The organism is Streptomyces sp. NPDC015346 (assembly GCF_043078785.1).
Taxonomy (GTDB): domain Bacteria; phylum Actinomycetota; class Actinomycetes; order Streptomycetales; family Streptomycetaceae; genus Streptomyces.
In genome coordinates, this window is sequence record NZ_JBIBTW010000015.1 from 1 (window position 1) to 25,279 (window position 25,279).

Here is a 25,279-nt window from a genome sequence, read left to right on the forward strand (position 1 = left end):
TGCCGGCCATCGAAGTGGGGTGCTGTTTGAGGGCGATGACATCGGACGATGGCTCCAGCAGCAGCGGAAACCGGGCACCTGGGCGCAGCTCTCCGCCGAACAGCAGGAACGGCTGACCAGACTGGGCGTGCAGCCCACTGAGGCCCCGTCTCCTGCCCCGGCGGCAACGCCAACGGCGAAGGGGCAGGGCAAAGCGCAGCAGGCGTTCCAACGCGGCCTGGCGGCCCTCACCCAGTGGGTAGAGCGGGAGGGTGCTCACCGGCCGGTGCCCCGTAGCCACGCTGAGGAGATCGCGGTTGACGGCGAGACGGAGCCGGTGGTCGTCAAGCTAGGCGTATGGGTATCGAACACCCGCGCGAGGCGGGACAAGCTCACCCCCGACCAGCGGGTCACGCTGAAGGAGCTGGGGGTGGAGTGGGCGTGACACCACCGGTCTCTAGACCACAGCTGACACTTGCTTGTACGGGCCGTTGTCAGTGGCGACGGGACAATAGGGTCATGAACAGACGACAGCGCGGACTTTTGGCCGAGATTGAGCAGGAGGCTCTCGACGAGTCGAAGCCGCTCTCCTCAGTCCTGCGCAAATGCGTGGTCCTCGGCGGTCACAGCAGCTCCGCAGAGCTGCGGGAGTGGGCGACACGTGAACTGCGTGGCTACGACGGCATTCCCACCGACGCTCTGCCTGGGTACAGAAGGATCCCAGCACCGATCCAGGTGAATGCGCTGCTTGGCCCCAACTCGGTGCGCGGCCAACGGATCAGCCCCTCGCAGTTGCCCGAATTCGCCCGGGCCGAGGTGAAGGAGGAAGTTGCCCTGCGCAATGGCATCAGTGAGGTGGAGGCCCTGGCGCAAAGATGCGAGGTCAGTGGGGAACACGCCCACCTGAGCATTCCCGGCGGCCTGGACCTGACCCGGCTCATGGACGCGGCGTCCGGGAACTCGTTCCAGCACATCACGGACATCTACTGGTCCGTGTCTCCCGCATCCTTGCGAGGCCTGGCGGACCAAGTGCGCACGACAGTGGTCGAACTGGTTGCGGAACTACGCGCAGCCATGCCCGACGACCAGCAGATACCCACGCCCGATCAAATGGAGCACGCCCTCCACGTCGTGGTACACGGAGACCGGGCCCGGGTGAACGTCACGGCTGCGCAGACATCGGGCAGCGGCAGTAGCAGTGTCGGCCAGCAGCCGGCGGACGAGGGCCCGTTTTGGACTCAAGGCAGGCGCATCGGCGCAGCCGTCGTGGGACTCGCCACGCTGGTAGGCACCGGAGCGGCCCTTTGGCCGTTGCTGGGAAAGTAGCTGCCCCGGCGAGGCTGACCGTCTGGGCGTGACGCCGTCGCTGGACGACGTTTCCGGCTCGACCCGCTGAGTGAGGGCCGCAAGTCCTCGTTGGAATGCCTGCTGGCCTTCGACGGGCCCGTGACCTTCGTCGCCGGACTAGCTGCCCTGCCGAAACGGGCTGCTGGCGCTTCCGCAGAACAGTTGGAAGCGCTGCGGAAGCTCGGCGTCGAATGGTGTAACAACGCAGCCGGCAGATTGTTGAAGCGGCCGGGCCCGAGGCGCTGTAGGGCCAGGAGCATTGCATGGGGTCCGTGCCGAGTGCGGTGGCGGGGATCTCCCTTACGACGTCGGTCAGCCCTCCTCGGCCCGGTGTGATTGATCCGCTGGGCATCCGTTGCGAAAGTGCCCGTGCGGGGCGGCGAACACGGCACTGTGGTGGAGTGATCCAACATCCCGGCCTATTACGCACCGCTCCCCTGCAGAGAGAAACGGCCTCGTCACTGATCTGCCGCATCGCGAGCCGCTACGGAATGGAAGCTGCGGCGTTGCGGTCGTGCTGGCACTGGCGAAACCACCAGCCTAAGCACGAAGGCGGCGCCTGCCGGGCTGACGCCGAAGTGCTGCTGAACGCAGCCGGACGGCAGCTCCTGGCGGGCCTGTGCGGCATCGAGGAAGACGTGCTGGCGCGGGCGTTGCCGTCCTGGGCGCGGCAGGACGCCAAGCTACCGGCCGAGGAGGACAGAGTGCCGACGGCGGTGTGGCGGATCGGCGGCGTGGTCGCCGGGCCGGTGGCATTCGGCTGCCGCCTGTGTACCGCCCGCCGTACCGGGACAGCGGTGCGGGCGGTGCGATACGCGCCTCGGTGGGATCGGGTGTGCGTGCGGCACGGGCGGTGGCTCCTGGACGCGGACCCCGACCAGCCTCTTGAGTACCTGGGCGTGCGGCATCTGCCGGAGGTGGCCGCGGCGCAGCGGCGGTGGGCGGGGGTGGTGCGGCGGGCCGTGCGGGCCGGGGCCGAGCCGGAGCGGGTGTTCGCGCTGGCGCAGGCGGTGGTCGCCCGGTGGTGGGAGCAGGCCTATGGCTGGGAGCGGGAGACGATCTGGCCGCGGCGCCTGCATCTGGTTGCGGGCGGTGACGCTGGGGGTGATCTGGAGTGGTGGCGGATCGTGGGGCGGGACGCGGTCGCCTTTCCCGAGGTGGTGGCGGTCGCCGAGGTACTGCTGGATCCGGGCATGGCCGAGCTGGTGTGGGTGGACAGTGGTGCGGGGCGGCCGCGGGCGCTGCCCGCCGACGGGATGTTCTGCCGCCGGCTCGGGGAGAGGGTCGGTCGACCGTGGCTGGGGCCACTGGCGGCGGCGGATCACGGCGGTCCGCTGATCGCCTGGATGGGCGGCGTCATCCGTCGGCGCCGCACTGCCGGGGGCTCACCGGGGTGGGGGGATGATCCGTGGTGGGTGCGCCGGGAGCATCAGCCGGTGACCATGGCCGGGCAGTTGCGGGTGCTGGGCAAGGAGAAACGGGCGCCGGGCTCGGGGACGATGTGGCGGGCTGCGGTGCCCGCTGAACAGCGCGCCCAGATCAGTAGCCTCGTCGACGGCGCTCAGGAGCAGCTCATCCAGCTGCGCGGGGCGCAGGCCGGTTCGAGTGCGGACGTGGCCCAGCATCTGCTGCGCATCCTCAGTCACAGCGCCGCCCTGATCGACAAGGCCCTGCAGCACACTGTTGTGGCGGCCGTGAATGCCGGGGTGCCGCCGCAGGATGTGGCTCGGTGGGCGAAGCTGCCCCCCGGTCCTTTGGCCGACGCGCTCAAGGCGTGCCAGGAGGCGGGTGAAGGATAGGTGCTGGCTCGCTGGGAAATGGGCGGCCCGCGCCAGGTCTTTTGGGCGCGCTGGCTTGTGGCCCGCTGCTTACCGCATCACGTGGCGCCACGTGATCGAAATGCGCAAATGGCTCCGGCGGGCAGCCGGGCCGGTTTGGCTGGGCGGGTGAGCGGCAAAAATGCGGCGGTCGGGCCTGGCGGCAGGCCGGGACCGGTGGACGTGAACATCGGGGCCGGGTTCGAAGCAGTCTTCCTCGACCCCGTCGGGCAGGCGGTGCAGCAGCGGTGGGCGGATGCCGCTCTCGCGGTCGCGTTCGAAGACCTTGATCCGGTGTCGGCGTTCCCGGTGGTCCCGGGACGACGGTGGGGGCCGGGTCTGTGGTGGTCGGCCACGACCGGGCGGCACGTGGCGGCCGGATCGAACGCGATGCGTATCCAGCTGATGGTCCTGGACCGGGCCCCGGACGTGACGGGTCTGGCGGGGCGGCCGGTGCGGCTGTTGTGGCGCAACTCCCGTGGGCTGGTGCGGTCCTGGGTGCCGCAGCTCTTCGCCCGGTACCGCGACGGCACTGCCTTGCTGGCCGACTGTCCCAGCCGCCCCGATGCCGGCGGTGAACGCGCCCTGGCTGCCGCCGAAGCGGTGGGCACGGCGTGTGAGGAGATCGGCTGGGGCTACCGGCGCCTGGCGCCGCTGGACGAGGTGCCGGCAGCGAATCTGAAATGGCTGGCCGGCTACCGACACCCGCGGCATCGGGGAAGAACGGGGCTGCTGGAGGCGGTGGTGGACGTATTCGAGCGGCCGCGGCCGCTCGTTGAGGGGGTGGCAGCGGTCGGTGATCCGATCGAGGTGCTGCCCGTCGCTTTCCACGCCCTGTGGGCGGGATTGCTGGTGGCGGCGATCGATGTGCCGCTGCACGAACGCGTCCTGGTCCAGGCCCCTGCGTCCGGGGGCGGACTCGGATTGCCGGGCGCAGGGGACAGCAGCGGAGACGGCCGCAGGGCTGGTGCGGGCATCCGGGAGGCTGGGTGAGCGGGGTGCGGCGCCGTGGACGGCCGGTGGTGGAGGTCGGGGCGCATGTTCGTTTCGGCGGAGTGCGGTGGCAGGTCGTGGCCCTTTCCCGGCAGGGCTTCCACCTGGTCGATGAGGGCGGAGCGGACCAGGTGGTGCTTGCCGGGCACCTGTTCGCCGACCCGGGCTTCGCGGTCCTGGGTGCGGAGCCGGTGCAGGCGGTGCCGCAGTGGGGGCTGTTCGAGACCGCCCCGGTGGCGGCGCGGGAGAAAGCGATGGCATGGCTGCGGCACATCAGGGAGGTCGAGTGCGGCTTGCCTGGCGGGCCGGACAGCGGCGGGGTGATGCGGGCCGAGTACGACCCGCAGAGGTGGACGCTGGCCGAGCGTGAACGCGCCAAAGCCGCTGAGCTGACGGCGCTGGGCTTTGGGCGGGTGTCGGACAGGACGGTGCAGAAGATGCGGCTGGCGTACCGCAAGCAGGGGCTGTGGGGGCTGGTGGACCACCGCTCCACACGGGGACGAAGCGGTGGCGGACGCCAGGACGAGCGGGTCGTGGCCGCGGTCAGGGAAGTACTGCGCGGGCAGCGGGGGCGCTCCAAGGGCACCGTCAAAGGGCTCATGCCGCTGGTCGCACGGCTCCTGGACGACCGGTACAAGGGTGCCGTGGCGATGCCGTCGCGGGCCACGTTCTACCGCCTCGTCCATGAGATCGCCCATCCGGCGGACCATCCGGCCACCCGGGTACGGACGGTGCCGGTCACCGACGACGGGCGCGGATTCACTCCGACTGTGGCCCTGCGGCCCGGGGAGCAGGTACAGATCGACACCACCCGCCTGGATGTCCTCGCACGGTTCGACGACGGCAGCGTGGGCCGGCCGGAGCTCACGATCGCTGTAGATGTCGCCTCGAGGGCGATCCTGGCGGGGGTGCTGTGCCCGGCCGGAACGCAGGCGGTTGATGCCGCTCTGCTGCTGGCGGAGATGGCGGTGCCGCATCCTGCGCGGCCGGCCTGGGCCGATGCCCTGCGCTTCGCGCACAGCGCGGTCCTGCCGGCCGAGCGTCTGCTTTCTTTGGACGAACGTCTTCGCGGGGCAGCTGCCCGGCCGGTGGTGGTGCCCGAGACCGTGGTGGTGGACCGCGGGAAGGTGTTCCTGTCGAAGGCGTTCACGGGCGCCTGCGAAGCACTCGGGATCAGCGTGCAGGCCGCCCCGCCGTTCGCCCCGACGGCCAAAGGCATCGTGGAGCGGACCTTCGGGTCGATCAACACCCTGTTCTGCCAGCACCTGCCCGGCTACACCGGCTCCGACGTCACCCGCCGCGGCAAGGACGCGGCACGCGAAGCCTGTTACAGCGTCGCCGAGCTGCAGGAGTTGCTGGATGAGTGGCTCGTGCACTATCACCACCGCCCGCACCAGGGCCTGCGGCATCCCATGCTGCCGAAGATCGCGCTGTCCCCGAACCAGATGTGGGCGGCCCTGGTCGCGGTCGCCGGATACGTGCCTGTGCCGCTGACCGGCAATGACTACCTGGAGCTGTTGCCTGTGCGGTGGCAGGCCATCACCGAGCAGGGCATCCGCCTGCACCACCGCACCTACGACCACGACCTGCTCGGCCCGCACCGCGGGCAGCTCTCCACCGTGGCGGGCCGCGGCGGGAGGTGGGAGATCCACTACAACCCCCACGATGTCCGCCAAATCTGGATCCGCCTCCCCGGACTCGGGCTCACCGAGATCCCGTGGATCCACCGGGACCACACCCACCAGCCGTTCAACGACCGCATCTGGCAATACCTGCGCACCATCACCGGTCAGCGGCCCGGCCAGGACGCCGAACAGGCCGAAGCCACTCTCGCCGAAGCCCTCGACGCTCTGATGCGCCGTGCCCGGGCAGGACAGGCCACCGCCGAGGAGCAGCACCTCCTCAACCGCACCACCACCGTCCGCACTCCCCCACCACGCCGCTCCGGGAGCCGGTACCAGGCACCCCAGCCGGAGCCGGGGGCCACGTGTGCGGGAGAGGACAGCCTCGACGGCCTCGACCAAGGCCAGGAAACAGAAGGCCTCGCGCAGGACGAGACCATGGAGGGCCCGGCGGCGGTGAGCGGGTACGGGCTCTACGACGCCGAGGAAGAAGCCCTCAAGTGGTGACCGGCCCCCGCCCGGGACCAGGAAGCAGTCCTTTCACAGCGCACGGAAAGGACGCCCGAGCAGGGCACGGCATGAGCGCCCCAGACGGCGACGGGCCAACCGGCGCGGCATGGCCGGTGACGACCTGGCAGGGCTGGCAGCACTTCGCCACCACCCCTCCCCCACAACCACCCGCACCCGGAGAACCAGAACGAGGCACGGAAGAACGCCTCGCCTACCACTCCGCGTTCGTCACGGTACGCACCCCGGCCATCGACACCCTCACCACGAACGTGCGCACTCTGATGATCCTGGGACAGCACCAGCAGACCACCGCACGGCCCTCGTTGATCGTCACCGGGCCGGCAGCGGCCGGAAAGACCACCGCCCTCCTGCATACCGGGCGCACCTGCCACCTCGCCCACACCCGACAGCACCCGCCATCGGACCACAGCGTGCACACATCGGTGCCCGTGGCGTATGTACTGGTCCCACCCGCAGCGAGTGCGAAAGCCCTCGCGACCGAGTTCGCCCGCTACCTCGGCATTCCCGTGACCGGCCGGATGACGCAGGCCCAGATCACCGACGCCGTCTGCCACACCTACAACCAGACCGGCGTGCGCCTGATCCTCATCGACGAGATCCACCGGCTCAACCCCCGCACCACCACCGGCGCCCAAACCGCCGATCTCCTCAAAGACCTCACCGAACGCATCCGCGCGACCTTCGTGTACGCGGGCATCGACGTCACCACCACCGCCCTGTTCTCCGGGGTACGCGGAGCACAACTCGCCGGGCGGGCCTCCCTGGTGGAATGCGGAGCATTCCCCGCACGCCTCGGGAAACACCAACCCTTCCGCGAACTCATCACAGGCGTGGAAGCAGCACTCGATCTACGGGCACACCAGCCGGGCACCCTCCCCCGCCACGCCGCCTACCTCCACCAACGGACCGCAGGACGCATCGGGAGCCTGACCCGCCTCATCCGCCAAGCAGCCATCACCGCCATCCACGACGGCACCGAACGCATCACCAAGCAAAGCCTCGAAGCGATCCGCCTGGACCACCTCGCCGAAACCCACCACCAACCCCACCCCCGACGCCGCTAACCCCACCCGCCACGCAGGCAGAACGCCCCTGACCAGGCAAAACACGCACTGGCCATTAGAGGTGGCCGCTAACGGGGGAACACCGAGGAAATCTCAACAACAACGAGACATTGCCAGGCCAGCAGACCCCACGAACCCACGAACCCGCGCACCCACAATCTCAACCAGTCCCGGATACCCCAGCACCCGCCGCCCTCCGCACCTCAACCACACCCCCACGAAACGACACCTACGCGACGAACTCAAGCCGCTGGAGCGCGAGCTGGCCCATCTCCAGGCCAAGGTCGGCAAGCTGAGCGAGCGCCGGGGGCCGAGAAGATCCGGCAGCTCGGCGGGTACGAGAAGGCCAGCTCGGACCGACTTGCGACACGTCCGCCGGTCTCGTCGTGATCGATATCGTGGCCCTGGCACCCTCTCCGGTCCTACGGGCGCCCCTTACTGATCGTTTCAGAATGAGTTGAGCTGTGGGTCTTGCGCTTGCCGATCTTGGTCGGCAGGGTGTCCGGGTGCGTGCTGATCTTGTTCCTGACGACCTGGGGGAGCGGGTGGCCCCGCTGCTGCCGCGCCTGCACGCCGCCCTGCTGGCCGAACTGCGCCGCGCGGACTCGTTGGACCTGGACGACTGCGCCGTGGACGGCTCCCACGTCCGTGCCCTCAAAGGGGAGATCACGTCGGCCCCTCGCCCGTCGACCGAGCCCGTCCCGGCTCCAAGCACCACCTGATCGTCGACCGGCGCGGAACCCCGCTCGCCGTCACGCTCACCGGCGGCAACCGGCACGACGTCACCCAGCTCCTGCCCCTGCTCGACGCCGTCCCGCCGATCCGGGGCCTGCGTGGACGCCCCCGCCGCAAGCGCTGGGTCGTCGAGCGCGCCTTCGCCTGGCTGCACCAGTGCAAACGCCTCCGCACCCGCTACGAACGACGTGCCGACCTCCACCAGGGCCTGCTCGAACTGGCCTGCAGCCACATATGCCTCCGCCGCCTCCGAACCTCATCCTGAAACGATCAGTAAGCCGGCCGTCCAGCAGCCCGAGAGACGGCCACGGTTGACGTATCCCATGACGCACCAACAGGCCGACAGTACGGAGGGCCGAACTCCTCGGTCAGGGAGGCGGCGACCGGGCTTCCCCTGGATGGGCCCTTGCGAAGGCAGACTGGCGGGCCTGACCGAGACGGCCCGCCAGTCCCTGTCACGCGCCGTCCGCCAGGCCGCCGCGCTCGCCACTGGCGACACCGTATGCCCCGGTGACGCGTCACCTCTTGGCTTGTTTCGCGTCCGGAGGCTGCTCGGCTCGGTGGGACGGGGACGTCTCGATCGGGGAAGCGTCGGATTGAGGAGGGACATCAGCAGGGAGTGGCGTGACGGCATGCGGGCGGGACTTCTTGTTGAGGCTGTTGTGGGTTCGGAAGTGGAAGGCGAGGAGACCGGTGAGGGCGGCGAGGGCGAACCATGTGGCTTGGATGGCCAGGTACTTCATCAAGGTGGCTGTGGAAAAGCCGGCGCCGGTGGCGGCCTGCATGGCCCCGTAGGAGGGCAGGTAGCGCACGATGGAGCTGTCGGAGCTGGCGCTGTAGAGCGGATTTTGGAGGGCGAGGTCGATGACGCTGGTCATCGCGATGGCGAACATGCCCTCCACTTCGCGTCGCAGCAACGAGCCGAAGGCGACGCCCAGCGCACCGTAGGTAATGCCGGAGCTGAATAGGGCTGCCGCGAGTAGACCGGGCTGTTCGGGTCGCCAGAAGGCGCAGGAGAGCGCTGTCGCGTAGAGGGACACGGTTGCAGAGGCCAATGTGAGGGCGCTGAGTTTGGCGAGGATGAGATGGGTGCGGGGGTAGCCGGCCAGGGCCAGTCGGCGGTCGAAGTGGCCTCCGGAGAAGGAGGCCGCGAACATCATGAAGCCGATGATCAGGGTGACGGCGTTGAGGGCGCCGGTGATCTCGGTGAGCTCGTTGCCGGCGGGGGTGAAGACGTCTCCGGTGGCGCGCAGTTTGAAGCGGGTGGGGGTGGAGGGGACGGACCAGAAGGCCAGGGCGGTCCACACCGGCATGAACAGAGCCATGAGCACGATGGCGAAGCGGTTGCGTAGGTGCTCGACCAGCGTGTAGCGGACAGCGGTCGCCAGGAATGTGCAGTGGCGGCGTACGGGTGGGCGGGGTGTCATGCGGCGCGCTCCGTGGTCTGCTCGTGCAGGACGCCGCCGTCCAGGCGCCACAGCACGTCCAGGCGTTCGGCGTCGTAGGCGAGGTGGGACACGACCAGGACCGAGCGACCGTCGGCGCGCAGCCAGGTGGCCAGCTCCCAGAACCGCTGGTAGGTCTCCCAGTCGAAGCCCTGGTAGGGCTCGTCCAGCAGCAGGACGCGCGGGTCATGCATGAGGGCGAGGGTGAGGTTCAGTTTCTGCCGGGTGCCGCCGCTGAGGACTCCGGCTCTCTCGTCGGCGTACTGGCTGAACTGGAGCGCCTCCATGACCTCTTCGGCTCGCGAGAGGTCGGTCAGTCCGTAGGCGACCTTGAAGTAGTTCAGGTGCTGACGGACGGTGAGTGCGTCGTTGAGGACGGCGGCCTGCGGGCAGTACCCGAACCCGCCGTGATGGAGCACCGAGCCCCGGTCGGCCGCCAGTTCGCCGGAAAGGATCTTCAGGAGGGTCGACTTGCCCGCACCGTTCTCCCCGACGATCCCGGCCAGGACGCCCGGCTGCAGTCGTAGGTCAACACCGCGTAGCACCTCGCGCCGCCCGTAGGCGTGGTGTACGCCGGTTACCTCCATCTCGGGCCTCCCCTCCTCGGCGTTCCCCTTCCAACGAGCCGGGAGTGGCGACGACACGGCGGCACCCCTATGGTCCGACCTCGCGTTCATCCGATGTGCTGAGACGCTGGGCAACGGCCGCTCACAGGGGACGAGGGATGCCTATGTTCCTAGGAATGACCCCCTCCCCCTCGCCCCCGGTAGCGCAGATCCCCTCGCAGGCGCCACTTTCCGCCGTCGGCACAGCACCCTTCGGCGCTCCTCATCCCTCGGCAGGTAGTGAGGTCTGGAACCTCAACGGGCATCTACGCGACGAGGACGGGGCCGAGTACACCTGGATGATCGGTTTCCAGCGCCACCTCGACACGCTGGATCCTGCAGCCCGCCCCGGCTACGGTCTGGTCTACACACGTTCCGGCCCAGCGGGTCTCTCCCACCGCGCCTGGGTTTCGCCCGCCATGCTGGACATGATCCGAAAGGGGATGGACCGCGACAGGGCGATGGATCCCCGGGTACGCACGGCCCTGGCAGACGCCCTGGCCGAGGGCCCACTGCTGCCCGACCGGCTCCTGAGTGAGACGGTCGCGGAATCGACTGAAACCCTCGACCTCGCCCTCGGCGATCTGGCCACGTTGCGCCTGGAGGACGACGGCGGCTACCGCCTGGTCCTCCGCGACGGTGAGGGGTTCGACCTTCTCCTCACGCCCGCCAAACCGGTAGCCCCTCAGTTCGACCCCCAAGGGCGGTTCCCTGGACGGCTCCCCACCGACGAGGACGCGATCACCTCATACTTCCTGCCCCGGCTGGAGGTTCGCGGCACCCTTCACACCCAGGACGGCGCGCACAAGCGGGTGGAGGGCCGCGCCTGGTTCGAGCAGGACTGGGGCACCCCCCGCTACGTCGAGCGGGCCGTCGGCACGCCAGACCACTCCTGGGAGTGGACGGGCGTCCAGCTCGACAACGGCTGGGAGATCAGCTGCATCCACGCGCGCAACACCGATCCCGTCACCGGCGCCACCACCCTGGAGCTCACCCGCGCCTCCGCCGTCGCGCCCGACGGCAGCATCAGCTATCACGACCTCACCTGGCGGCCCACCCGCCACTGGACCTCCATGTCCACGCTCAACACCTACCCCACCGCGGTACACGTGAGCGTCCCGGCGCTCGGCCTGGACATCGAGGTCACCGCCCCCGCTTCCGGGCGGGAACTTCACACCATGACGGTGGGCCGCGCCTTCTGGCAGAGCCCGGCCACCGTGCGCGGCACCATGGGAGCGACACCCGTGGCCGGAACGGCCTTCGTGCAGACACTCCCGACCAACACCATCGGCGATCTTGAGCACTACATGCGCCGCAGCCACGACATCGCCCGCGCCGAGGCCGCCGCGCTCTACCCCGCCAATCCCGCCGACGCCACCGCGCTCGGCCTCCTCACGGGCACCGGCGACGGAACAGACCTGGACGCCGCCGCCCGCGCCCGCCTCCACCAGGCAGTCGCCGCACCCGTGCTGCACCTGCTCGACAACCCAGGACGCTCGTGGCGCCCCTACGTCGCCTCGGCCGTCCTATGCCTCCTGGGCACCGACCCCGAGCCCTACCGGCCCCTGGCCGCGGTCCCCGAACTCCTCCACGTCTCAGCCCTGATCATCGACGACATCCAGGACAACTCCCCCACCCGCCGCGGCCGCCCCAGCGTCCACGAAGTCTTCGGCACCGCCCCCGCCATCACCGCCGGCACCCTCGGCTACTACACCTTCGACGCCCTCATGCAGCGCGTCCCGCAGCCCGACCCCAGCACCATGCTGCGCATCTACCGGCTCTACCTGCGCAACCTGCGCGCCGCCCACGCCGGCCAGGCCCTCGACATCGCCGGACACCACACCACCTTCGACGAAGCCGTCAAAACCGGCAACGCCCACCTCCTCCTCGACCAGGTCCGAACCGCCCACCGCCTCAAGACGGGCATGCTCGTCCGCAGCACCGCAGAGATCGCCGGGATCTTCGGCGGCGCCGATGAGCAGCAACTCGAAGCGATCTGCCGGTACTTCGAAGCCGTCGGCATCGCCTACCAGATCACCGACGACGTAGCCGACCTCTACGGACTGGTCACCGCCGAGGAACACCGGCAGGGCATCACCACCCGGTCCCCCGCCGAAGACCTCCTCAACGGCGAGGTCACCTACCCCGTCGCCCACGCCGTCGGCCTCCTCCACGCGGCCGACCGCCAACGACTGCGCGACGCACTCCGCCAGCACTCCGACACCGGCGCACACCAAGCATCCGATCTTTTGCGGCGCAGCGGAGCACTCGAAGCGTGCATGAACGAAGCCCGCAACCTCGTCGACGAAGCGTGGAACACCCTGCAACCCCTGCTCCCACCCACCCCGCACAAGGCCATGGTCCGCGCGTTGGGCTGGTACGCCGCCCAACGCGAAACCGACCACATCCTCACGGAACCGGGGCCTCTCTAACTGATCGTTTCAGGATGAGGTTCGGAGGCGGCGGAGGCATATGTGGCTGCAGGCCAGTTCGAGCAGGCCCTGGTGGAGGTCGGCACGTCGTTCGTAGCGGGTGCGGAGGCGTTTGAACTGGTGCAGCCAGGCGAAGGCGCGCTCGACGACACAGCGCACCTTGCCCAGTCCGGAGCCGTGGGCGACGCCGCGTCGGGCGATCAGCGGTTTGATGCCGCGCTTCCACAGCAGGCGGCGGTACTTGTCGAAGTCGTAGCCCCGGTCGGCGTACAAGCGTCGGGGCTTGCGGCGGGGGCGTCCACGCAGGCCCCGGATCGGCGGGACGGCGTCGAGCAGGGGCAGGAGCTGGGTGACGTCGTGCCGGTTGCCGCCGGTGAGCGTGACGGCGAGCGGGGTTCCGCGCCGGTCGACGATCAGGTGGTGCTTGGAGCCGGGACGGGCTCGGTCGACGGGCGAGGGGCCGACGTGATCTCCCCTTTGAGGGCACGGACGTGGGAGCCGTCCACGGCGCAGTCGTCCAGGTCCAACGAGTCCGCGCGGCGCAGTTCGGCCAGCAGGGCGGCGTGCAGGCGCGGCAGCAGCGGGGCCACCCGCTCCCCCAGGTCGTCAGGAACAAGAGCCGCGGGGGTCGGCGGCCCAGACGGAACGAGACCGGGGCCAGCGACGGCACGAGTGCGACAGGGAGTGGTCCGCTCCGGTCCCGATGCCCCACCACCGGGCGCTCCGCGCCCTGGTTGCGTAGAGAAGGTCGCCATCGTGACGGTCAGCACCGGCGAATCGTCGCTGTTCTCCGCTGCTACCACCTACGGCATCGACCTCACCGCGCGCCGTGTCCTGTGGACCAAGGACCGGTTCGAGGCGACCGCCGTAACCGGGAGCATCGTGGCAGGCGAGCTAGAAACGACCGACGGCACCTACGAATCTGCACGCGGCTATGACCTGCTCACTGGCGCCGAGCGCTGGCGCGGAGAGGATCGTCTCAACCTCGACGTCAAGCCCGCCGGGCCCCACCTCCTCCTCGTCCAGGCGCAGAACAAGAGCGACTACCGCGTACATATCAAGCAGTTCCTCGATCCTGCGACCGGCACGGTGAAGCACGAGGCCCCGGATGACTTCGTCGGCTCCCGCTGTGACCATGATGGGCAGAACACCGTCGTCTGCTCCTGGGACCAGGGAAACCTCCACAAGGTCTGGGCCTTCAACGACCGCACCGTCTCCCTGCTGTGGCAGCTGCCGGATCAGGCTGCCAACCGCATTGCTCCCCGGGTAACAGCCGTCTGGAACGGACGGATCTATGGTCAGACCGACGACGGCCCCCTCGCTCTCGAGTCACGGACTGGAGCCGACCTGCCGACCCGCCCGGGTGCCGCCCCCTTCCTCGTCAACGGATACACCGGAATCGCCCTGCCCCCTGAAGATGATCTGACCGCGTACCCGGTCACTGGGTAACCGGGATGCTGCCCGGTCGGACAACCCCGCTGGGGTAGCTGTCGCCGTGCAGCGCCAGGCATCGAAGCGGACCTGACGGCAAGACCGCACTCCGTGCCCGCTGCTCCGCCTTTGCCGAAGTTCTCTGGACTCCCCAATTGGGGAGTCCACCAGCAAGTTGACCTCACTCCGGCCTCCAATCCGGCAATTCGCCATTCGGCGGCGAAAAGCGACGCCAAGAATGGGCCCTTCAGTCGACGAACTCGGCACGCCTGGTATGGATGGACCTGCGATCGGCTGAGAGGCCCGCACGTGGCCTCTCAGGGCGTTTTGAGCTCTCGGGTAGGTCGGCGGTTACGGGAAACGGGTGTTTTTCGCGCGGCTGAGAGTGAGCGTTCTCAGTTGGCCCCTGAGCGTTTTACTTGGCCCGGCTGAGCGTGACGGCTGGCCCGGCGCCGTTCGCTGGTGGCGCTCCGCCGACCTGATCTGCTGCAGCGTCATGGGTTTCTCGTTACTCCACAGCGCGGCCGATGAGTTTGCGGCTCCCGGCCGGTCCAAGCTCGTGACACCCCAGGAAAGGACACCGCCATGTCGGAGCTTCTCATCGACTTCATCACATCCCTCGACGGCCACGCATCCGGAGAGGGATGGCCCGGGTTCTGGGGCCTCGAGGGCCCGGAGTACCTCGCATGGCTCGGCGAGCAGCCCGAGGCCACCTACCTGATGGGAGCGAACACCTACCGCCTGATGTCGGGCTTCGCCGCAGGAGAAGTCCCCAATGGCCAAGACGAGTTCAGGCCCGAAGAAGAGGCGTCCGTCGACCAGCTCACGCAAGCGTCCAAGGTGGTGTTCTCCTCCTCACTCGAGGAACCACTGAGGTGGGCCAACTCCACGCTCGTCCGCGACGACGCCGTCGAGGCGGTCCGCGCCATGAAGTCGAGTGGCTCGGGGCTCCTCAGCACGATCGGCAGCCTCAGCCTGTGCCGGTCCCTGCTACGAGCCGGACTCGTCGACCGCTTCCGGGTCGTGATGTTCCCGGTGATCACCGGGGCCACGGGCGAAGAACGCATCTACGACGGCTATCCGGACGTTGCCCTCAAGATGATCGACCACCGCACCTTCGACGGCCGCATCCAGCTGGTCGAGTACAAGCCCCGCGTGCTCGAGCACCCGCCACTCGGCGTCACTGCGTGATGTCGCCCCGCCCGCCGGCCTGGACGGCCGCCAGGCCGGCGCCGACGGGCGCGGAGCAAGGCCTAGGGGCCGAACGGCCAACGTCAGGATGCCGGGCCCACCTGGCCCCGAACCGTCGCAGGTCAGCCTGGCTATGACGACTTCTTGGGGAGTCGTTTGTCGTGGAGTTCGGGAGGCGTGCATCCCGGGGTGCAGTGATCAACATCGATAAGTTTTGATGTCGATAGCATGTGCGATCGAGGTTGCGCGGTCTGCTTCATAATCCAGCTGTGGACACATCCGATGAGGGACAGCCGCTCGATCTCGTGTGGCTTGAGATCTCCAACAATGTGTGTGGTGGCCTGGCAGGGTCTCCGAGTGCTTCGTTGGTGGCCGAGCGGTTCATCGGGGCTGGCTGGAGTTCCAGATCGGGCTCGTCATGGGAGTCGTATGAGGTCGAGACCAGCTGGTGCCGCATCGAGGTCGACCCGACCGACGGGGACACGCTCCTGAACGGAGTTGTCGATCCTCGACGGTTCGAGGAGCTCGCAGCGCTGCTGACCCGGTTCGACCTGGGGTTCACGCTTGAGCTCTATGACGATGACGGGGAACTGCTGCGGGAGATCGCAGCTGGAACCCCGTCAGCGCCTCACGACGCAGCTCCTCAGTCTCTCAGACAGCTGCTCGCTCCGCTTGGGCTTTGGTTGCGGCGAGGCGGTAGGACTCGGTTCTGGTCTGAATGATGCTGCCGCCGAAAGTGAGCCGGTCGACGATGGCCGCGCAGAGCGGGGTCTGTGAAGGTCTTCGTCCAGCCTCCGAACGATTCGTTCGAGGCGATAGCCACGCTGTTCTTCTCCTCGCGTTCGGTCAGCACCTGGAAGAGGAGTTCGGCGCCACGGCGGTCGGAAGTGGCCGCAGTGGCGCGGGCTGCGCACATCGATGCGGGCATGTGGACCCGGACCCCTCCGGGTGGGCAAGCCTCCGCCTTCGCCTCTTCGGGCGCTGGGCAAGCCTTCGGGCAAGCCGCCCTGAGGAGGGTGAGTGGAGATTCCCACCACCCGGTGGGGCGCGGCCGCCCACCCGCCAGCTCTTCGGGCCGGTGGCCAGGACCTGCTTCAGGAAGGCCCGTCCATGCCCGGACGTCGAAACCCGACCCGCTCCCCTGCTCGAGGACGGTCAGGACGAGGACGCCGACCCGTGCGCCGTCGCAGAGGAGTGCCCGGCCTTGATGCCGTTGGCCTCCTAGTGGCCGCCGCGCTCGCGTCCCTCCTTGTTCCGCAGGCCCGGAAGTGGCTTCAGCTCCACGGCTCCGACATCGCCGCCGTCGCCGTCGTGGTCCTGGCCGCCGGAGCGCTGATGCTGGTACTTGTGAAGACCGCGCGGCGTGGCGTCTCCGCGTGGACCACCCGGCGGCGGCGGCCGGAGGGCTGGGACATTCGCTTTCTGGACGGCCTTCATCACAGTCAGTTCGAGGAAGCTGTACGGGACCTGATGCGCCGCGACGGCGCCCACGACGCCGTCCGCGTGGGCGGCGCGGGCGACAACGGCGCCGACGTCAAGGGGACCGACCCCGTAGGCCGTCGCTGGGTCATTCAGTGCAAGCATCGGCGCGACGGCGCAGCCGGCGCCGCGGTCGGTACTCCGGACCTTCACGTACTCAACGGGACTGGCCGCCCCGTCCATGGTGGCGATGTCGTAGTCCTCGTCACCAATGGGCGGTTCACTCGTCCGGCGCGAGAGTTTGCCCGTAGTCAGCGGTTGCACTTGGTGGACCGAGCCGTGCTGACCGAATGGGCCAGTGGCACCTCTCCCCTGTGGGGCCTCCTCCCCCACTTGCCGACGCCTTCGAGAAAGCGTCAGTGGAATCCGCGCGTGCTGACCGATCCAACACGCGAGCGGTACTAAGGTAGCGCCATGACTGCTCCCTACAGCCCCGATGATCGGGAAAAGGTAGTTGCCAAGCTGCCGACCGATCTGCGGCGCGAACTCAAGGTGCGCGCTGCGGAATTGAGTGAAGACATTCAGGACGCCGTGACCGCCGGCGTCACCTCCTGGATCAAGCTGAAGAGTCACCCCACAGTCGACACCAGTGGCGGGGCCTCCTTCTCCACGTACCTCCCGGCTGGGCTGTACGAGAAGCTGAAGTCCGCCAGCTCGTCGCGCAACATCTCCTACAACCAGGGCATGGCCCAGTCGATCCGCCACTGGCTGGACACCCATCCCTCGTCCCATCCGGCGCCCCGCACCACAGGAGCCCGACGGCTCGTCTTCGGCAATCAGAAGGGCGGGGTTGGCAAGACCTCCGTGTCCGCCGGCGTCGCCCAGGCCCTGGCCGAGATGGGCGCGAGGGTCCTGCTGATCGACTTCGACCCTCAGGGCCATCTGACGAAGCAGCTCGGTTACACGATGCTGGAGATTGACGCCCCCAGCCTTGCCAAGCACATGCTCGGCGACGTCGAAGGTGACCTGAGGGAGCTCTTCGTCCCGATAAAGGGTGGGGACTTCGAGGAGCAGCTGTGGCTACTCCCGTCCTGCAAGGACGCCTTCCTGCTGGACGCCAAGCTGGCCACCACCCGCGCCGTGCGTATCAAAGAGATCGCGCTGGAACGTGTCCTGAACCAGGTCGAGGAGGACTTCGACTTCATCCTCCTCGACTGTCCTCCGAGCCTCGGGTACACCATGGACACGGCCTTGTACTACGGCCGGACCCGCGAAGGTGAAGAGGCCGGCCAGTCCGGTCTCATTGTCCCGGTCCAGGCCGAGGACACCTCCGGCGACGCCTACGACATGCTCGCCGACCAGGTGGACGACCTCTGCGAAGACCTGAAGGTGGAAATTGACGTCATCGGGTTTGTCGTCAACCTCTACGACGCACGAAACGGATTCATCGCCACCTCCTCCCTTGAGTCCTGGCAGAACATGGACGAGCCCGTCCTCGGCATCGTGCCGGAACTGAAGGAACAGCGCGAAGCGGTGCGCCGCAAGGAGCCCTTGCTCGCCTACGAGCCGAACTGCGAGCAGGCCCAGGTCATGCGCAAGATCGCAAGGAGGATCAAGGGATGAGTATCGCCGACAAGGTCGGGCAGAGCTCCTCGTTCGGACGCTCCCGGCGCAGCGACCGCGGACGGGCCAAGGCGATCACCGAGGGCACGATTCCCTCCTACGAACTGCTTCGGCTCGACCTGGCCAAGGTCTCCCCCACCCCGTTGAACCCGCGCCGGAACTTCGGCACGAAGGAGGAGATGACCCGGTTCGGCGAAGAGCTGCGCCAGGTGCAGCTCGCCGCCTGTGTCGTTGTGAGCCGCGACGCCTACTTGAGGCTGTGGCCCTCGCACGAGGACACAATCGGCGCCGACTGCGAGCATGTGCTGCTCAACGGAGAACGCCGCTACCGCAGTGCTCTGCACGTGGGTATCGAGCAGCTCGACTTCGTTGTCCGCGACGACCTGGCCTCCTCGAGGGAGGAGTTCGTCAACCATCTGCTCGCGGAGAACCTTGACCGCGAGGACTTCGACGTGATCGAACGGGCCCGCGGCGTTCAACAACTGGTCGATGTGTGCGTGGAGAACGAGGGCGAGCGAGGAGCCCGCAGCCGGGCCGCAGAGCGGCTGGGCAAGGACCGTTCCTGGGTGACCAACCAGCTGGCTCTGCTGACGCTACCGGTCCCTCTTCAGGACCAGCTCAGCTCGGGGGCAGTGTCCGAACGGGATGGCCGCTTCCTGGCCCGGCACCTCAGTAAGAACCCGGGGCTGGACACTGCGGCTCTGCTGGAGCACCTCGCGTCCGCCAAGGAGGCGGCGAGCCAGCAGCGAGAAGATCAGCAACGACTGATCGATGCCGGTCGTCAGGTCCTGGAGCGGAACAGTGCCGAGAGTTTGTTGTCCGCGGACAACAAGCCCACCCCCACCGTTAACTCTCCGGCCGGTACAGCAGGGGGCGGGACGGCCAAGGGCACGTTGTTGTCCGCGGACAACAACCTCCCCCTCTCCCCTGCTCCCCTCGCCGCGCCGGCAGAGAACGGGGCAGCTGCCGGACCCTTGTTGTCCACGGACAACGAACCGGCAGCGCCGCCGTCTCTTGACGTGACGGGCCAGACGCCCGCAGGCAACGTCCGGCCGGAGCTTTCCGTGCCTTCGCAAGCTACGGGTCAGAACAACGCCGAGTCTGGCGACCTCTCTCCGGCCAAAGCCAGGGACGCAGCCCTGATGGCGCTCGAAAGGCACGCGCAAGACGCGGCCGAGTTCACCGCGCGCCTGCAGAACATCACCGCCCTTCATCGCGAGGCCGCTGAAGTGGATCGCGAGGTAGCCGACAAGCTGCTCACCGCTGTTCGCGAGCAGATCGAAAAGGCCCTGGGTCAGTTCCCCTCCGACGTGGCGGGACTCTGAGGACCCTGCTGCCGCGAAGCCTGCACGCCGCCATCGACGGTTGTTGTCCGCGGACAACAACCGTCCTGCGGACGATGAACGCTTCCGCAGGGCGCCAAGGGAACATCCCCCGGGCCCGGCAAGTGCAAAGGACAGCCTGTGCCGACGAAGTCGCGCCGGTCGGCACAGGCCATCCCCTGCCCCCGGGCACATAGGCCGAGCTTCCCACCCCATCCAGTGAGCAAGAGCTTGACGAACCACGGCGTACTTCGTCGAACCAGTTGCCCGGATAACTGATCGTGAGAGTGTGAACCAAGTTGCTGCAGATACAGGAGAGGCGGGCATGACGACACGCACCTCACCAATCCTGCTGACCCGCACGCACAGGATCCTCATCGGGGTCATCATCGCGGGTGCCGTGGTGATCGCCGGTATTGGATTCGCAGGGTCATACACCGCCGTTCGCGAGCTCGCGGAGAAGAAGGGGTTCGGCACCTTCTCCCTGGTCTTCCCCATCGGTGTTGACGCGGGTATCTGCGTGCTCCTGGCCCTGGATCTGCTGCTGACGTGGCTGCGTATCCCCTTCCCGCTGCTGCGCCAGACCGCGTGGCTGCTGACCGCGGCGACAATCGCCTTCAACGGGGCGGCCGCGTGGCCCGACCCGCTCGGCGTTGGCATGCACGCGGTCATCCCAGTCCTGTTCGTTGTCACGGTGGAGGCGGCCCGGCACGCGGTCGGCCGGATCGCGGACATCACCGCCGACCGGCACATGGAGGGCGTCCGCCTCACGCGCTGGCTGCTCTCCCCGATCCCGACGTTCAAGTTGTGGCGCCGGATGAAGCTGTGGGAGCTGCGTTCGTACGAGCAGGTCATCAAGCTGGAGCAGGACCGGCTGATCTACCAGGCCCGGCTCCAGGCCCGGTACGGGCGGGCGTGGCGCCGCAAGGCCCCGGTAGAGGCCCTGATGCCGCTGCGCCTGGCGCGATACGGGGTACCGCTCGCACAGACCGCCTCCGCAGGACTGACCGCAGCCGGCCTGAGCCCGGTCCTGCTCGCCCGCCCTGTGCCTGTCCCCGTACCTGAGCCGGAGCTCGCCGCCTCGGCCGATGTTCCCGCACTGCTCCCGGCCGACGAGCCTCCGGCTGGGGACGCCGCTGCCCGAGAAGCGGAATCGCCGGCCGAGCCCGCGGCTGCACCTCCCGACGCTCGGGACGGGATGCCCGAGCCCGTCATCGTCGACCTGGCGCAGGCTGCGCGGGACTTCATCGCGCAGTACGGCTCGGTCCCGTCCGCGGAGCAGTTCGCGGCGTACCTCGCGCGGGACTACGGCCTGACCGACCAGGAGACCGGCGGCCTCCTTCCTGATGCACTGCTGGAGCCGGTGCTCGGCGAGTTCCAGGCGGCGGAGCTCGAAGCGGCCGCGCACGAGGCCTCCATCCTGGCGGTCGAGGAGCCGGTGACCGACGCGCTGGCTACCCCGGTGCCCGCGTACGCGGAGCAGTCGGCAAGCGCGGGGGAGCCGCACCCCTTCTTCGGGGAACAGGGCGCCCTGCGCAGCCTGTCGGAACCGTCTGCCGAGCCGGCACGACTGCCCGCCGGAGCGGTACCCGCGCCGACCGCCTCCGTGACCGATGCCGGCCCCGCGGGCCGTTCCTTCGAGCAGCCCGTCCTCGCGGCGCCGACCGGTGCGGACGGTCAGGACTGGGTGGCCGAGGTGACCGCGTCCGGTGAGGCAACCGCGCGGGTGCCGCGGCAGCAGACCGACGAGGAGCTGGCCGAGGCGGACCCGATCCAGCGCGAGATCGAGCAGGTGGCCTCCTGGCTCACTGAGGCCACTGACACCGGCAAGCGGCTTTCGGGAGCTGAGGTCGCCCGGCGGCTGGGGGTCTCACCGAAGACCGGCCAGCGCCGCGTGCTCGATGCACAGAAGTACCTGGAGGAGCAGCGTCGGCAGCAGGGCCGGGCGCACCTCCGCTCCGTCGGCAGCAGCTGACCGACGTTCCGGTTAGGGCTCGGTGGCCGGTTGCCAGCCACCGTCACTGACCGGCCCGGGCAGCCGCCCGGCCGTGACCGATCGGCGCGTGACCGATCCCGTGACCGATGATCGGACCCGCCCGCTGCCGGGCCCGTGACCGATGACCGAACCGGCCCGTGATCGATGCCGGGCGCGGTGACCGGTGACCGATCCAGGCCCCACCGGTCACCGGTCATGACCGGTCCGCGGCCATCGGTCACCCATCCGCCACACCCTCGCGCCCGCCTCCTGGGCAAGCCTTGGCGCCGAAGTCCCGAGGCTTGCCCACCCCCCAGGGAGGCTTGCCCAGAGTTGCATGGACCGGTCACGAGGGGGCTTGCCCAACCCCCCACCAGGCTTGCCCAATCGGTCACGGGAGGCTTGCCCGCCACATGGGCAAGCTCATCACCTGCTCTCTTAGGGCGCTGGGCAAGCCTTCGGGCAAGCCCAGCTGAGGAGTGTGTACGGCACGAGATCCGAAAGGAGACGTGCCGTGCACGACGCTTCGCACCCCGCCGCCAGCGGCGGGTACTTCGACCGGCTGGACGCCGACTGGGTCGCGCTGTGCGCGGACCCCGCCCTCCACCACGCGGTGACCGACTGGGTGACCGATAGCCACCTGACCGACGACATCGCGGCCGTGACCGATTCCTGGGCCGGCTCCCTGACGCCCGACCAGCTCCTCACCACGCTCCGCCCGACGACCAACGGCGTGACCGATGAACTGACCGACGTCGTCCTGCGAGCCCTCCTCCAGCGCGCCGCCGGCCGTGACCGATCGGCCGTCCTCGCCGGCCACGTCATCGTCCAGGCGATGCTCCCCGCCGTCTTCCGCATCACCCGCGGACAGGTCCGTACGACCGGCGGCCGCACCCGCGACGCCGTCGGTCACGTGACCGTTACCGCCCTCTACGAAGTGGCCCGCTCCGGCCGCATCCATGGCCGTCCCGGCCGGCCCGCCGCCAACCTGACGCTCGACACCCTGCGCCGGGTCCTGGCCGAGCTCGCCGCCGAGCAGGGCCCGGCGGGGGAGGAGCTCGCGGCCGCGGAGCAGATCGCCGACCGGGCGCCGGGCCCGTACGAGATCGCCCGCGCCCGCACCGTGCGTGCGGCCGCAGCCGAAGCCGGCCTCCACGCGGGCCCGGCCGACGACGCCGCGACCGCCCCGGCCCGGCTGGAGCTCCTGGAGCTCCTCCTGGACGCGGTGCGCGAAGGCGCGCTGTCGACCGTGGACGCGCAGGCGCTGGCCTGGCATCACATCAGCGGCGGCATCCCGGACGCCGAGGCCGCCGCCCGCGGCGGGACCACGGCCGGCGCCTGGCAGCGCCGGCGCTCGCGGGCCCTGGCCCGCCTCACAGCATCCCTCCAGCCCGAGGCCGCGGCGTGAACCGGACCACCGCCCCGGCCACCGTCCGCTCCCCCCTTTGGAGATGCGTCTTGACCACACCCGCCGCGCCGACGTCGCTGGACGCGGACGAGGAGCGCGTCACCCGCGCCCAGCGTCTGCTCATCCACCTCGGCGCCGCCCTCGTCGCCCGTCCCTTCGACCCCGGAACCCACGAGAAGCTCCGCGCCTTTCTTGACGAGGACGCCGAGCTCGTCCTCGCCTCGCTCGCCGTGCTGAGCCGCCGCCCGGAAGCGGAGCTCCGCAGCCGGATCGCGGAGCTGGCCGGCCACACCCTGCGCTCGGCGGGAGGCACGGCATGAGCCCCGTCCTCACCGGCCGCCGGAAGCCGGCCGCACCGGCCGACCCGCAGACGCCGACCGTCCAGGAGACCGGGGTCGAGCCGGAGGCCGGATGGGTCGCTGGCTGGTCGACCGGCGCCCAGGCCAACTGGGCTGCCCTGATCCGCTGGCTCGTCTGGGTCCTGATCGCGCTCGGCCCGCTGCTGGGTGCGCTCGCCTACCTCTCGATGCCCACCACGTCCGCGGCCCCTGCGCCGAAGACCGCCCCGTCCGCACCGTCCGCGAGCGGCGGCCAAGGCGCTGCCGGCTTCGCGACGCTCTTCGTCGCCGCCTACCTGTCCGCCGGGCGCGGCGACGAGCCCAAGCTCGCCGCCTACTACCCGCCAGCCGCCAGCATGCAGCTCGACGGCGTCTCCGGCCAGCAACGTGGCGAGCAGCTGACCGTCGTCCGGCTCCGCCAGACCGACACCGGCGTCTGGGCGGTCACAGTCGCGGCCCGCGTCACCGGCGCGCAGCCGTCGCCAGCGCCGCCCACACAGCCGGGCGCCTCCCCGTCTCAGTCGGCCGACGCGGTGCGCTACTTCCAGGTGCCCGTCGCCACGGCGCCCGGCGGCGGGGGAGCGACCGCGTACACCGCGCTCGCGCTGCCGGCCGAGGTCGCCGCGCCTGAGCGGGCCAAGACCCCGGAGCTGGTCTACGGCGCGATGCGCCCGGCGCTTCCCACCGACCCGCGCACCCAGGCGGTCACCAGCTTCCTGACCGCCTACCTCACCAAGGCCGGCGCCGAGCTCGACCGCTACCTCGCCCCCGGCACCCGCCTGGCCGCGCCGTCCCCTGCTCCCTACACCGGGATCGCGGTGGACCAGCTCGCCGTGGAGGGCGAGACCGGCGGCGAGCCTGTCGTCTCCGTCCCCGGCGACGGCACCACACTGCGCCTGCTCGTCACCCTCCGGGCTACCGGCCATGACGGGGTGCGGCTCCCGCTCACCTACGCCCTCACCCTCAAGGCCCGCGCCGGCCGCTGGGAGATCGCCAGCCTCGACGGCGCCCCCGCCCTCACCGCACCGGCCCGGGCCGCCTCCGGCGCCCCGGGTCCGGCACCCACCCCCACCGCATAAGAGGAGCACCGTCATGCACGACACCATCACGCTGGCCGCGGGCTGGATCCAGACCGGCACCGGCCTCGGCACCGACATCAAGGGCCTCATCTTCGACGTGGCCATCCCGGCACTGTGCGGGATCTTCGTCGTGGTCGTGGGCTGGAAGACCAAGGCACCCGGCCCGACGATCATGGCCGTCATCTTCGCGGCGATCGTCTGGGGCCTGTCCGCCAACATGGGCGCCCTCAAGAACAAGACCACCGAAGACATCGTCCAGTACCAGGGCGGCCCTACGGCGCCCCGGGGTGACCAGTGACCGACGCTGCTGGCGGCGGCGAGCTGGACTTCGAGCTGATCGGCCGCTGCTACACCAAGGCCCGCCGCGCGCCCTTGGTCCACGGGGTGATCCGGGACGTCAACGGCGGTCGGGGGATCCGGCTGCCCGGCGGCCCCTTCACCTTGACCCAGCTCGCCGGGATCGTCTCCACCGTCGCCGCCCTGATCCTGACCCGGCCCCTGTGGGGCGGCCACGGCTGGCTCGACGTCGCCGTCCTCCTGGTCCTGCCCGCCGTGGTCGCGTTCGTGCTCCGCCACCTGCACATCGACGGCCGCAACCCTGCGGCCGCCCTGTTGAGCATCGCCCTGTTGCTGGCCGCGCCCCGTCGGGGCCAGCTCCGCGGCCGCACTTACCGGCCGCCCCGGCCCACCCGCGGCGACACCCGCATTCACCTGCCCGCCGACGGACAGGCCGCCGAAGCCACCGCCCCGGCGATTGCTGCTGTCTCCGTACCGGAGCCCCGGCCAAAGCGGCCCCGGCCCCGGCCTTCGGTACCTGCCGCCACGCCGATAGCACACGCCGGGCCTTCGGTGCCCGACGCGCCGGTGGCCTCGGGGGTGCAGGCCCTGCTTGCCCGACGGGCCCCCACCACTCGTAACTGACT

21 protein-coding genes and 3 pseudogenes are annotated in these 25,279 nt (G+C 69.6%); 20 read left to right on the forward strand and 4 right to left on the reverse strand.

All coding sequences use genetic code 11. From position 1 onward, the window contains the following. The 7 genes and pseudogenes from ACF06X_RS33850 to ACF06X_RS33880 all read left to right on the forward strand — a co-directional run. Nucleotides 1-424, forward strand: a 424-nt coding sequence (locus ACF06X_RS33850; protein ID WP_392291166.1) for a helicase associated domain-containing protein, incomplete at its 5' end; no start/stop codon positions are given. Nucleotides 425-498: 74 nt separating this feature from the next. After that, complete coding sequence (locus ACF06X_RS33855) at nucleotides 499-1,305, forward strand: hypothetical protein (RefSeq protein WP_392291167.1); 807 nt, start codon at nucleotides 499-501, stop codon at nucleotides 1,303-1,305. A 422-nt stretch (nucleotides 1,306-1,727) separates the two neighbouring features. After that, nucleotides 1,728-3,125, forward strand: a complete 1,398-nt coding sequence (locus ACF06X_RS33860) for a DNA-binding protein (RefSeq protein WP_392291168.1) — start codon at nucleotides 1,728-1,730, stop codon at nucleotides 3,123-3,125. Between the two features lie 201 nt (nucleotides 3,126-3,326). Next, complete coding sequence (locus ACF06X_RS33865; protein ID WP_392291243.1) at nucleotides 3,327-4,136, forward strand: TnsA-like heteromeric transposase endonuclease subunit; 810 nt, start codon at nucleotides 3,327-3,329, stop codon at nucleotides 4,134-4,136. Continuing rightward, the gene (locus ACF06X_RS33870; protein WP_392291169.1) at nucleotides 4,133-6,265 is read left to right on the forward strand and encodes a Mu transposase C-terminal domain-containing protein; all 2,133 of its coding nucleotides are present in this window, start codon (nucleotides 4,133-4,135) and stop codon (nucleotides 6,263-6,265) included. Before ACF06X_RS33865 ends, ACF06X_RS33870 begins: the two co-directional genes overlap by 4 nt. Before the next feature lie 71 nt (nucleotides 6,266-6,336). Next, nucleotides 6,337-7,353 carry a TniB family NTP-binding protein gene (locus tag ACF06X_RS33875; protein ID WP_392291170.1) on the forward strand — a complete coding sequence of 339 codons (1,017 nt, stop codon included), beginning with the start codon at nucleotides 6,337-6,339 and terminating at the stop codon, nucleotides 7,351-7,353. Nucleotides 7,354-7,859: 506 nt separating this feature from the next. Further along, nucleotides 7,860-8,353: pseudogene (locus ACF06X_RS33880) on the forward strand (transposase). A 253-nt stretch (nucleotides 8,354-8,606) separates the two neighbouring features. Here ACF06X_RS33880 and ACF06X_RS33885 read toward each other — a convergent pair. Next, complete coding sequence (locus ACF06X_RS33885; protein WP_392291171.1) at nucleotides 8,607-9,515, reverse strand: ABC transporter permease; 909 nt, start codon at nucleotides 9,513-9,515, stop codon at nucleotides 8,607-8,609. Next, nucleotides 9,512-10,120, reverse strand: coding sequence for an ABC transporter ATP-binding protein (locus ACF06X_RS33890; protein WP_392291172.1), 609 nt, complete (start codon nucleotides 10,118-10,120; stop codon nucleotides 9,512-9,514). Before ACF06X_RS33890 ends, ACF06X_RS33885 begins: the two co-directional genes overlap by 4 nt. A gap of 155 nt (nucleotides 10,121-10,275) precedes the next feature. Here ACF06X_RS33890 and ACF06X_RS33895 point away from each other — a divergent pair, with 155 nt between their 5' ends. Continuing rightward, nucleotides 10,276-12,570, forward strand: coding sequence for a polyprenyl synthetase family protein (locus tag ACF06X_RS33895; protein WP_392291173.1), 2,295 nt, complete (start codon nucleotides 10,276-10,278; stop codon nucleotides 12,568-12,570). A gap of 9 nt (nucleotides 12,571-12,579) precedes the next feature. Here the strand turns inward: ACF06X_RS33895 and ACF06X_RS33900 are convergent. Next, nucleotides 12,580-13,157, reverse strand: a pseudogene (locus ACF06X_RS33900) (IS5 family transposase); the annotation flags it as partial. A gap of 169 nt (nucleotides 13,158-13,326) precedes the next feature. On the opposite strand from ACF06X_RS33900, the gene ACF06X_RS33905 reads away from it, so the two are divergent. The 3 genes from ACF06X_RS33905 to ACF06X_RS33915 all read left to right on the forward strand — a co-directional run bounded on the left by ACF06X_RS33905 (nucleotide 13,327) and on the right by ACF06X_RS33915 (nucleotide 15,914). Next, nucleotides 13,327-14,019 (forward strand): hypothetical protein, encoded by a 693-nt coding sequence (locus ACF06X_RS33905; protein WP_392291174.1) that lies wholly within the window; start codon nucleotides 13,327-13,329, stop codon nucleotides 14,017-14,019. Nucleotides 14,020-14,586: 567 nt separating this feature from the next. Next, nucleotides 14,587-15,192, forward strand: coding sequence for a dihydrofolate reductase family protein (locus tag ACF06X_RS33910; RefSeq protein ID WP_392291175.1), 606 nt, complete (start codon nucleotides 14,587-14,589; stop codon nucleotides 15,190-15,192). Nucleotides 15,193-15,461: 269 nt separating this feature from the next. Next, complete coding sequence (locus ACF06X_RS33915) at nucleotides 15,462-15,914, forward strand: hypothetical protein (RefSeq protein ID WP_392291246.1); 453 nt, start codon at nucleotides 15,462-15,464, stop codon at nucleotides 15,912-15,914. On the opposite strand, the pseudogene ACF06X_RS33920 reads toward ACF06X_RS33915, so the two are convergent. Continuing rightward, nucleotides 15,844-16,075 (reverse strand): annotated as a pseudogene (locus ACF06X_RS33920) (ATP-binding protein); the annotation flags it as partial. The gene ACF06X_RS33915 and the pseudogene ACF06X_RS33920 sit on opposite strands and share 71 nt — an antisense overlap. 227 nt (nucleotides 16,076-16,302) lie before the next feature. Here ACF06X_RS33920 and ACF06X_RS33925 point away from each other — a divergent pair. The 9 genes from ACF06X_RS33925 to ACF06X_RS33965 all read left to right on the forward strand — a co-directional run bounded on the left by ACF06X_RS33925 (nucleotide 16,303) and on the right by ACF06X_RS33965 (nucleotide 25,277). Continuing rightward, entirely contained in the window at nucleotides 16,303-17,076 is a 774-nt protein-coding gene (locus tag ACF06X_RS33925) for a restriction endonuclease (RefSeq protein ID WP_392291244.1), read from the forward strand. A gap of 9 nt (nucleotides 17,077-17,085) precedes the next feature. After that, entirely contained in the window at nucleotides 17,086-18,234 is a 1,149-nt protein-coding gene (locus ACF06X_RS33930) for a ParA family protein (protein ID WP_392291176.1), read from the forward strand. After that, entirely contained in the window at nucleotides 18,231-19,559 is a 1,329-nt protein-coding gene (locus ACF06X_RS33935) for a ParB/RepB/Spo0J family partition protein (protein ID WP_392291177.1), read from the forward strand. Before ACF06X_RS33930 ends, ACF06X_RS33935 begins: the two co-directional genes overlap by 4 nt. 322 nt (nucleotides 19,560-19,881) lie before the next feature. Then, the gene (locus ACF06X_RS33940) at nucleotides 19,882-21,531 is read left to right on the forward strand and encodes a DUF2637 domain-containing protein (protein ID WP_392291178.1); all 1,650 of its coding nucleotides are present in this window, start codon (nucleotides 19,882-19,884) and stop codon (nucleotides 21,529-21,531) included. A 514-nt stretch (nucleotides 21,532-22,045) separates the two neighbouring features. Further along, entirely contained in the window at nucleotides 22,046-22,939 is an 894-nt protein-coding gene (locus ACF06X_RS33945; protein WP_392291179.1) for a hypothetical protein, read from the forward strand. Nucleotides 22,940-22,989: 50 nt separating this feature from the next. Continuing rightward, complete coding sequence (locus ACF06X_RS33950) at nucleotides 22,990-23,259, forward strand: hypothetical protein (protein WP_392291180.1); 270 nt, start codon at nucleotides 22,990-22,992, stop codon at nucleotides 23,257-23,259. Further along, entirely contained in the window at nucleotides 23,256-24,356 is a 1,101-nt protein-coding gene (locus tag ACF06X_RS33955; RefSeq protein WP_392291181.1) for a conjugal transfer protein, read from the forward strand. Before ACF06X_RS33950 ends, ACF06X_RS33955 begins: the two co-directional genes overlap by 4 nt. 13 nt (nucleotides 24,357-24,369) lie before the next feature. Then, nucleotides 24,370-24,654: a hypothetical protein gene (locus ACF06X_RS33960; RefSeq protein ID WP_392291182.1), complete on the forward strand. Its 285-nt coding sequence runs from the start codon at nucleotides 24,370-24,372 to the stop codon at nucleotides 24,652-24,654. Then, nucleotides 24,651-25,277, forward strand: a complete 627-nt coding sequence (locus ACF06X_RS33965; RefSeq protein ID WP_392291183.1) for a hypothetical protein — start codon at nucleotides 24,651-24,653, stop codon at nucleotides 25,275-25,277. Before ACF06X_RS33960 ends, ACF06X_RS33965 begins: the two co-directional genes overlap by 4 nt. Nucleotides 25,278-25,279 lie beyond the last annotated feature (2 nt).

Coding starts and splice junctions, on each gene's coding strand:
- ACF06X_RS33890 (WP_392291172.1), bottom strand. CDS start 10,120: ATGGAGGTAACCGGCGTACACCACGCCTACGGGCGGCGCGAGGTGCTA.
- ACF06X_RS33925 (WP_392291244.1), top strand. CDS start 16,303: ATGCCCGGACGTCGAAACCCGACCCGCTCCCCTGCTCGAGGACGGTCA.
- ACF06X_RS33955 (WP_392291181.1), top strand. CDS start 23,256: ATGAGCCCCGTCCTCACCGGCCGCCGGAAGCCGGCCGCACCGGCCGAC.
- ACF06X_RS33885 (WP_392291171.1), bottom strand. CDS start 9,515: ATGACACCCCGCCCACCCGTACGCCGCCACTGCACATTCCTGGCGACC.
- ACF06X_RS33875 (WP_392291170.1), top strand. CDS start 6,337: ATGAGCGCCCCAGACGGCGACGGGCCAACCGGCGCGGCATGGCCGGTG.
- ACF06X_RS33940 (WP_392291178.1), top strand. CDS start 19,882: ATGACGACACGCACCTCACCAATCCTGCTGACCCGCACGCACAGGATC.
- ACF06X_RS33855 (WP_392291167.1), top strand. CDS start 499: ATGAACAGACGACAGCGCGGACTTTTGGCCGAGATTGAGCAGGAGGCT.
- ACF06X_RS33930 (WP_392291176.1), top strand. CDS start 17,086: ATGACTGCTCCCTACAGCCCCGATGATCGGGAAAAGGTAGTTGCCAAG.
- ACF06X_RS33895 (WP_392291173.1), top strand. CDS start 10,276: ATGACCCCCTCCCCCTCGCCCCCGGTAGCGCAGATCCCCTCGCAGGCG.
- ACF06X_RS33960 (WP_392291182.1), top strand. CDS start 24,370: ATGCACGACACCATCACGCTGGCCGCGGGCTGGATCCAGACCGGCACC.
- ACF06X_RS33910 (WP_392291175.1), top strand. CDS start 14,587: ATGTCGGAGCTTCTCATCGACTTCATCACATCCCTCGACGGCCACGCA.
- ACF06X_RS33935 (WP_392291177.1), top strand. CDS start 18,231: ATGAGTATCGCCGACAAGGTCGGGCAGAGCTCCTCGTTCGGACGCTCC.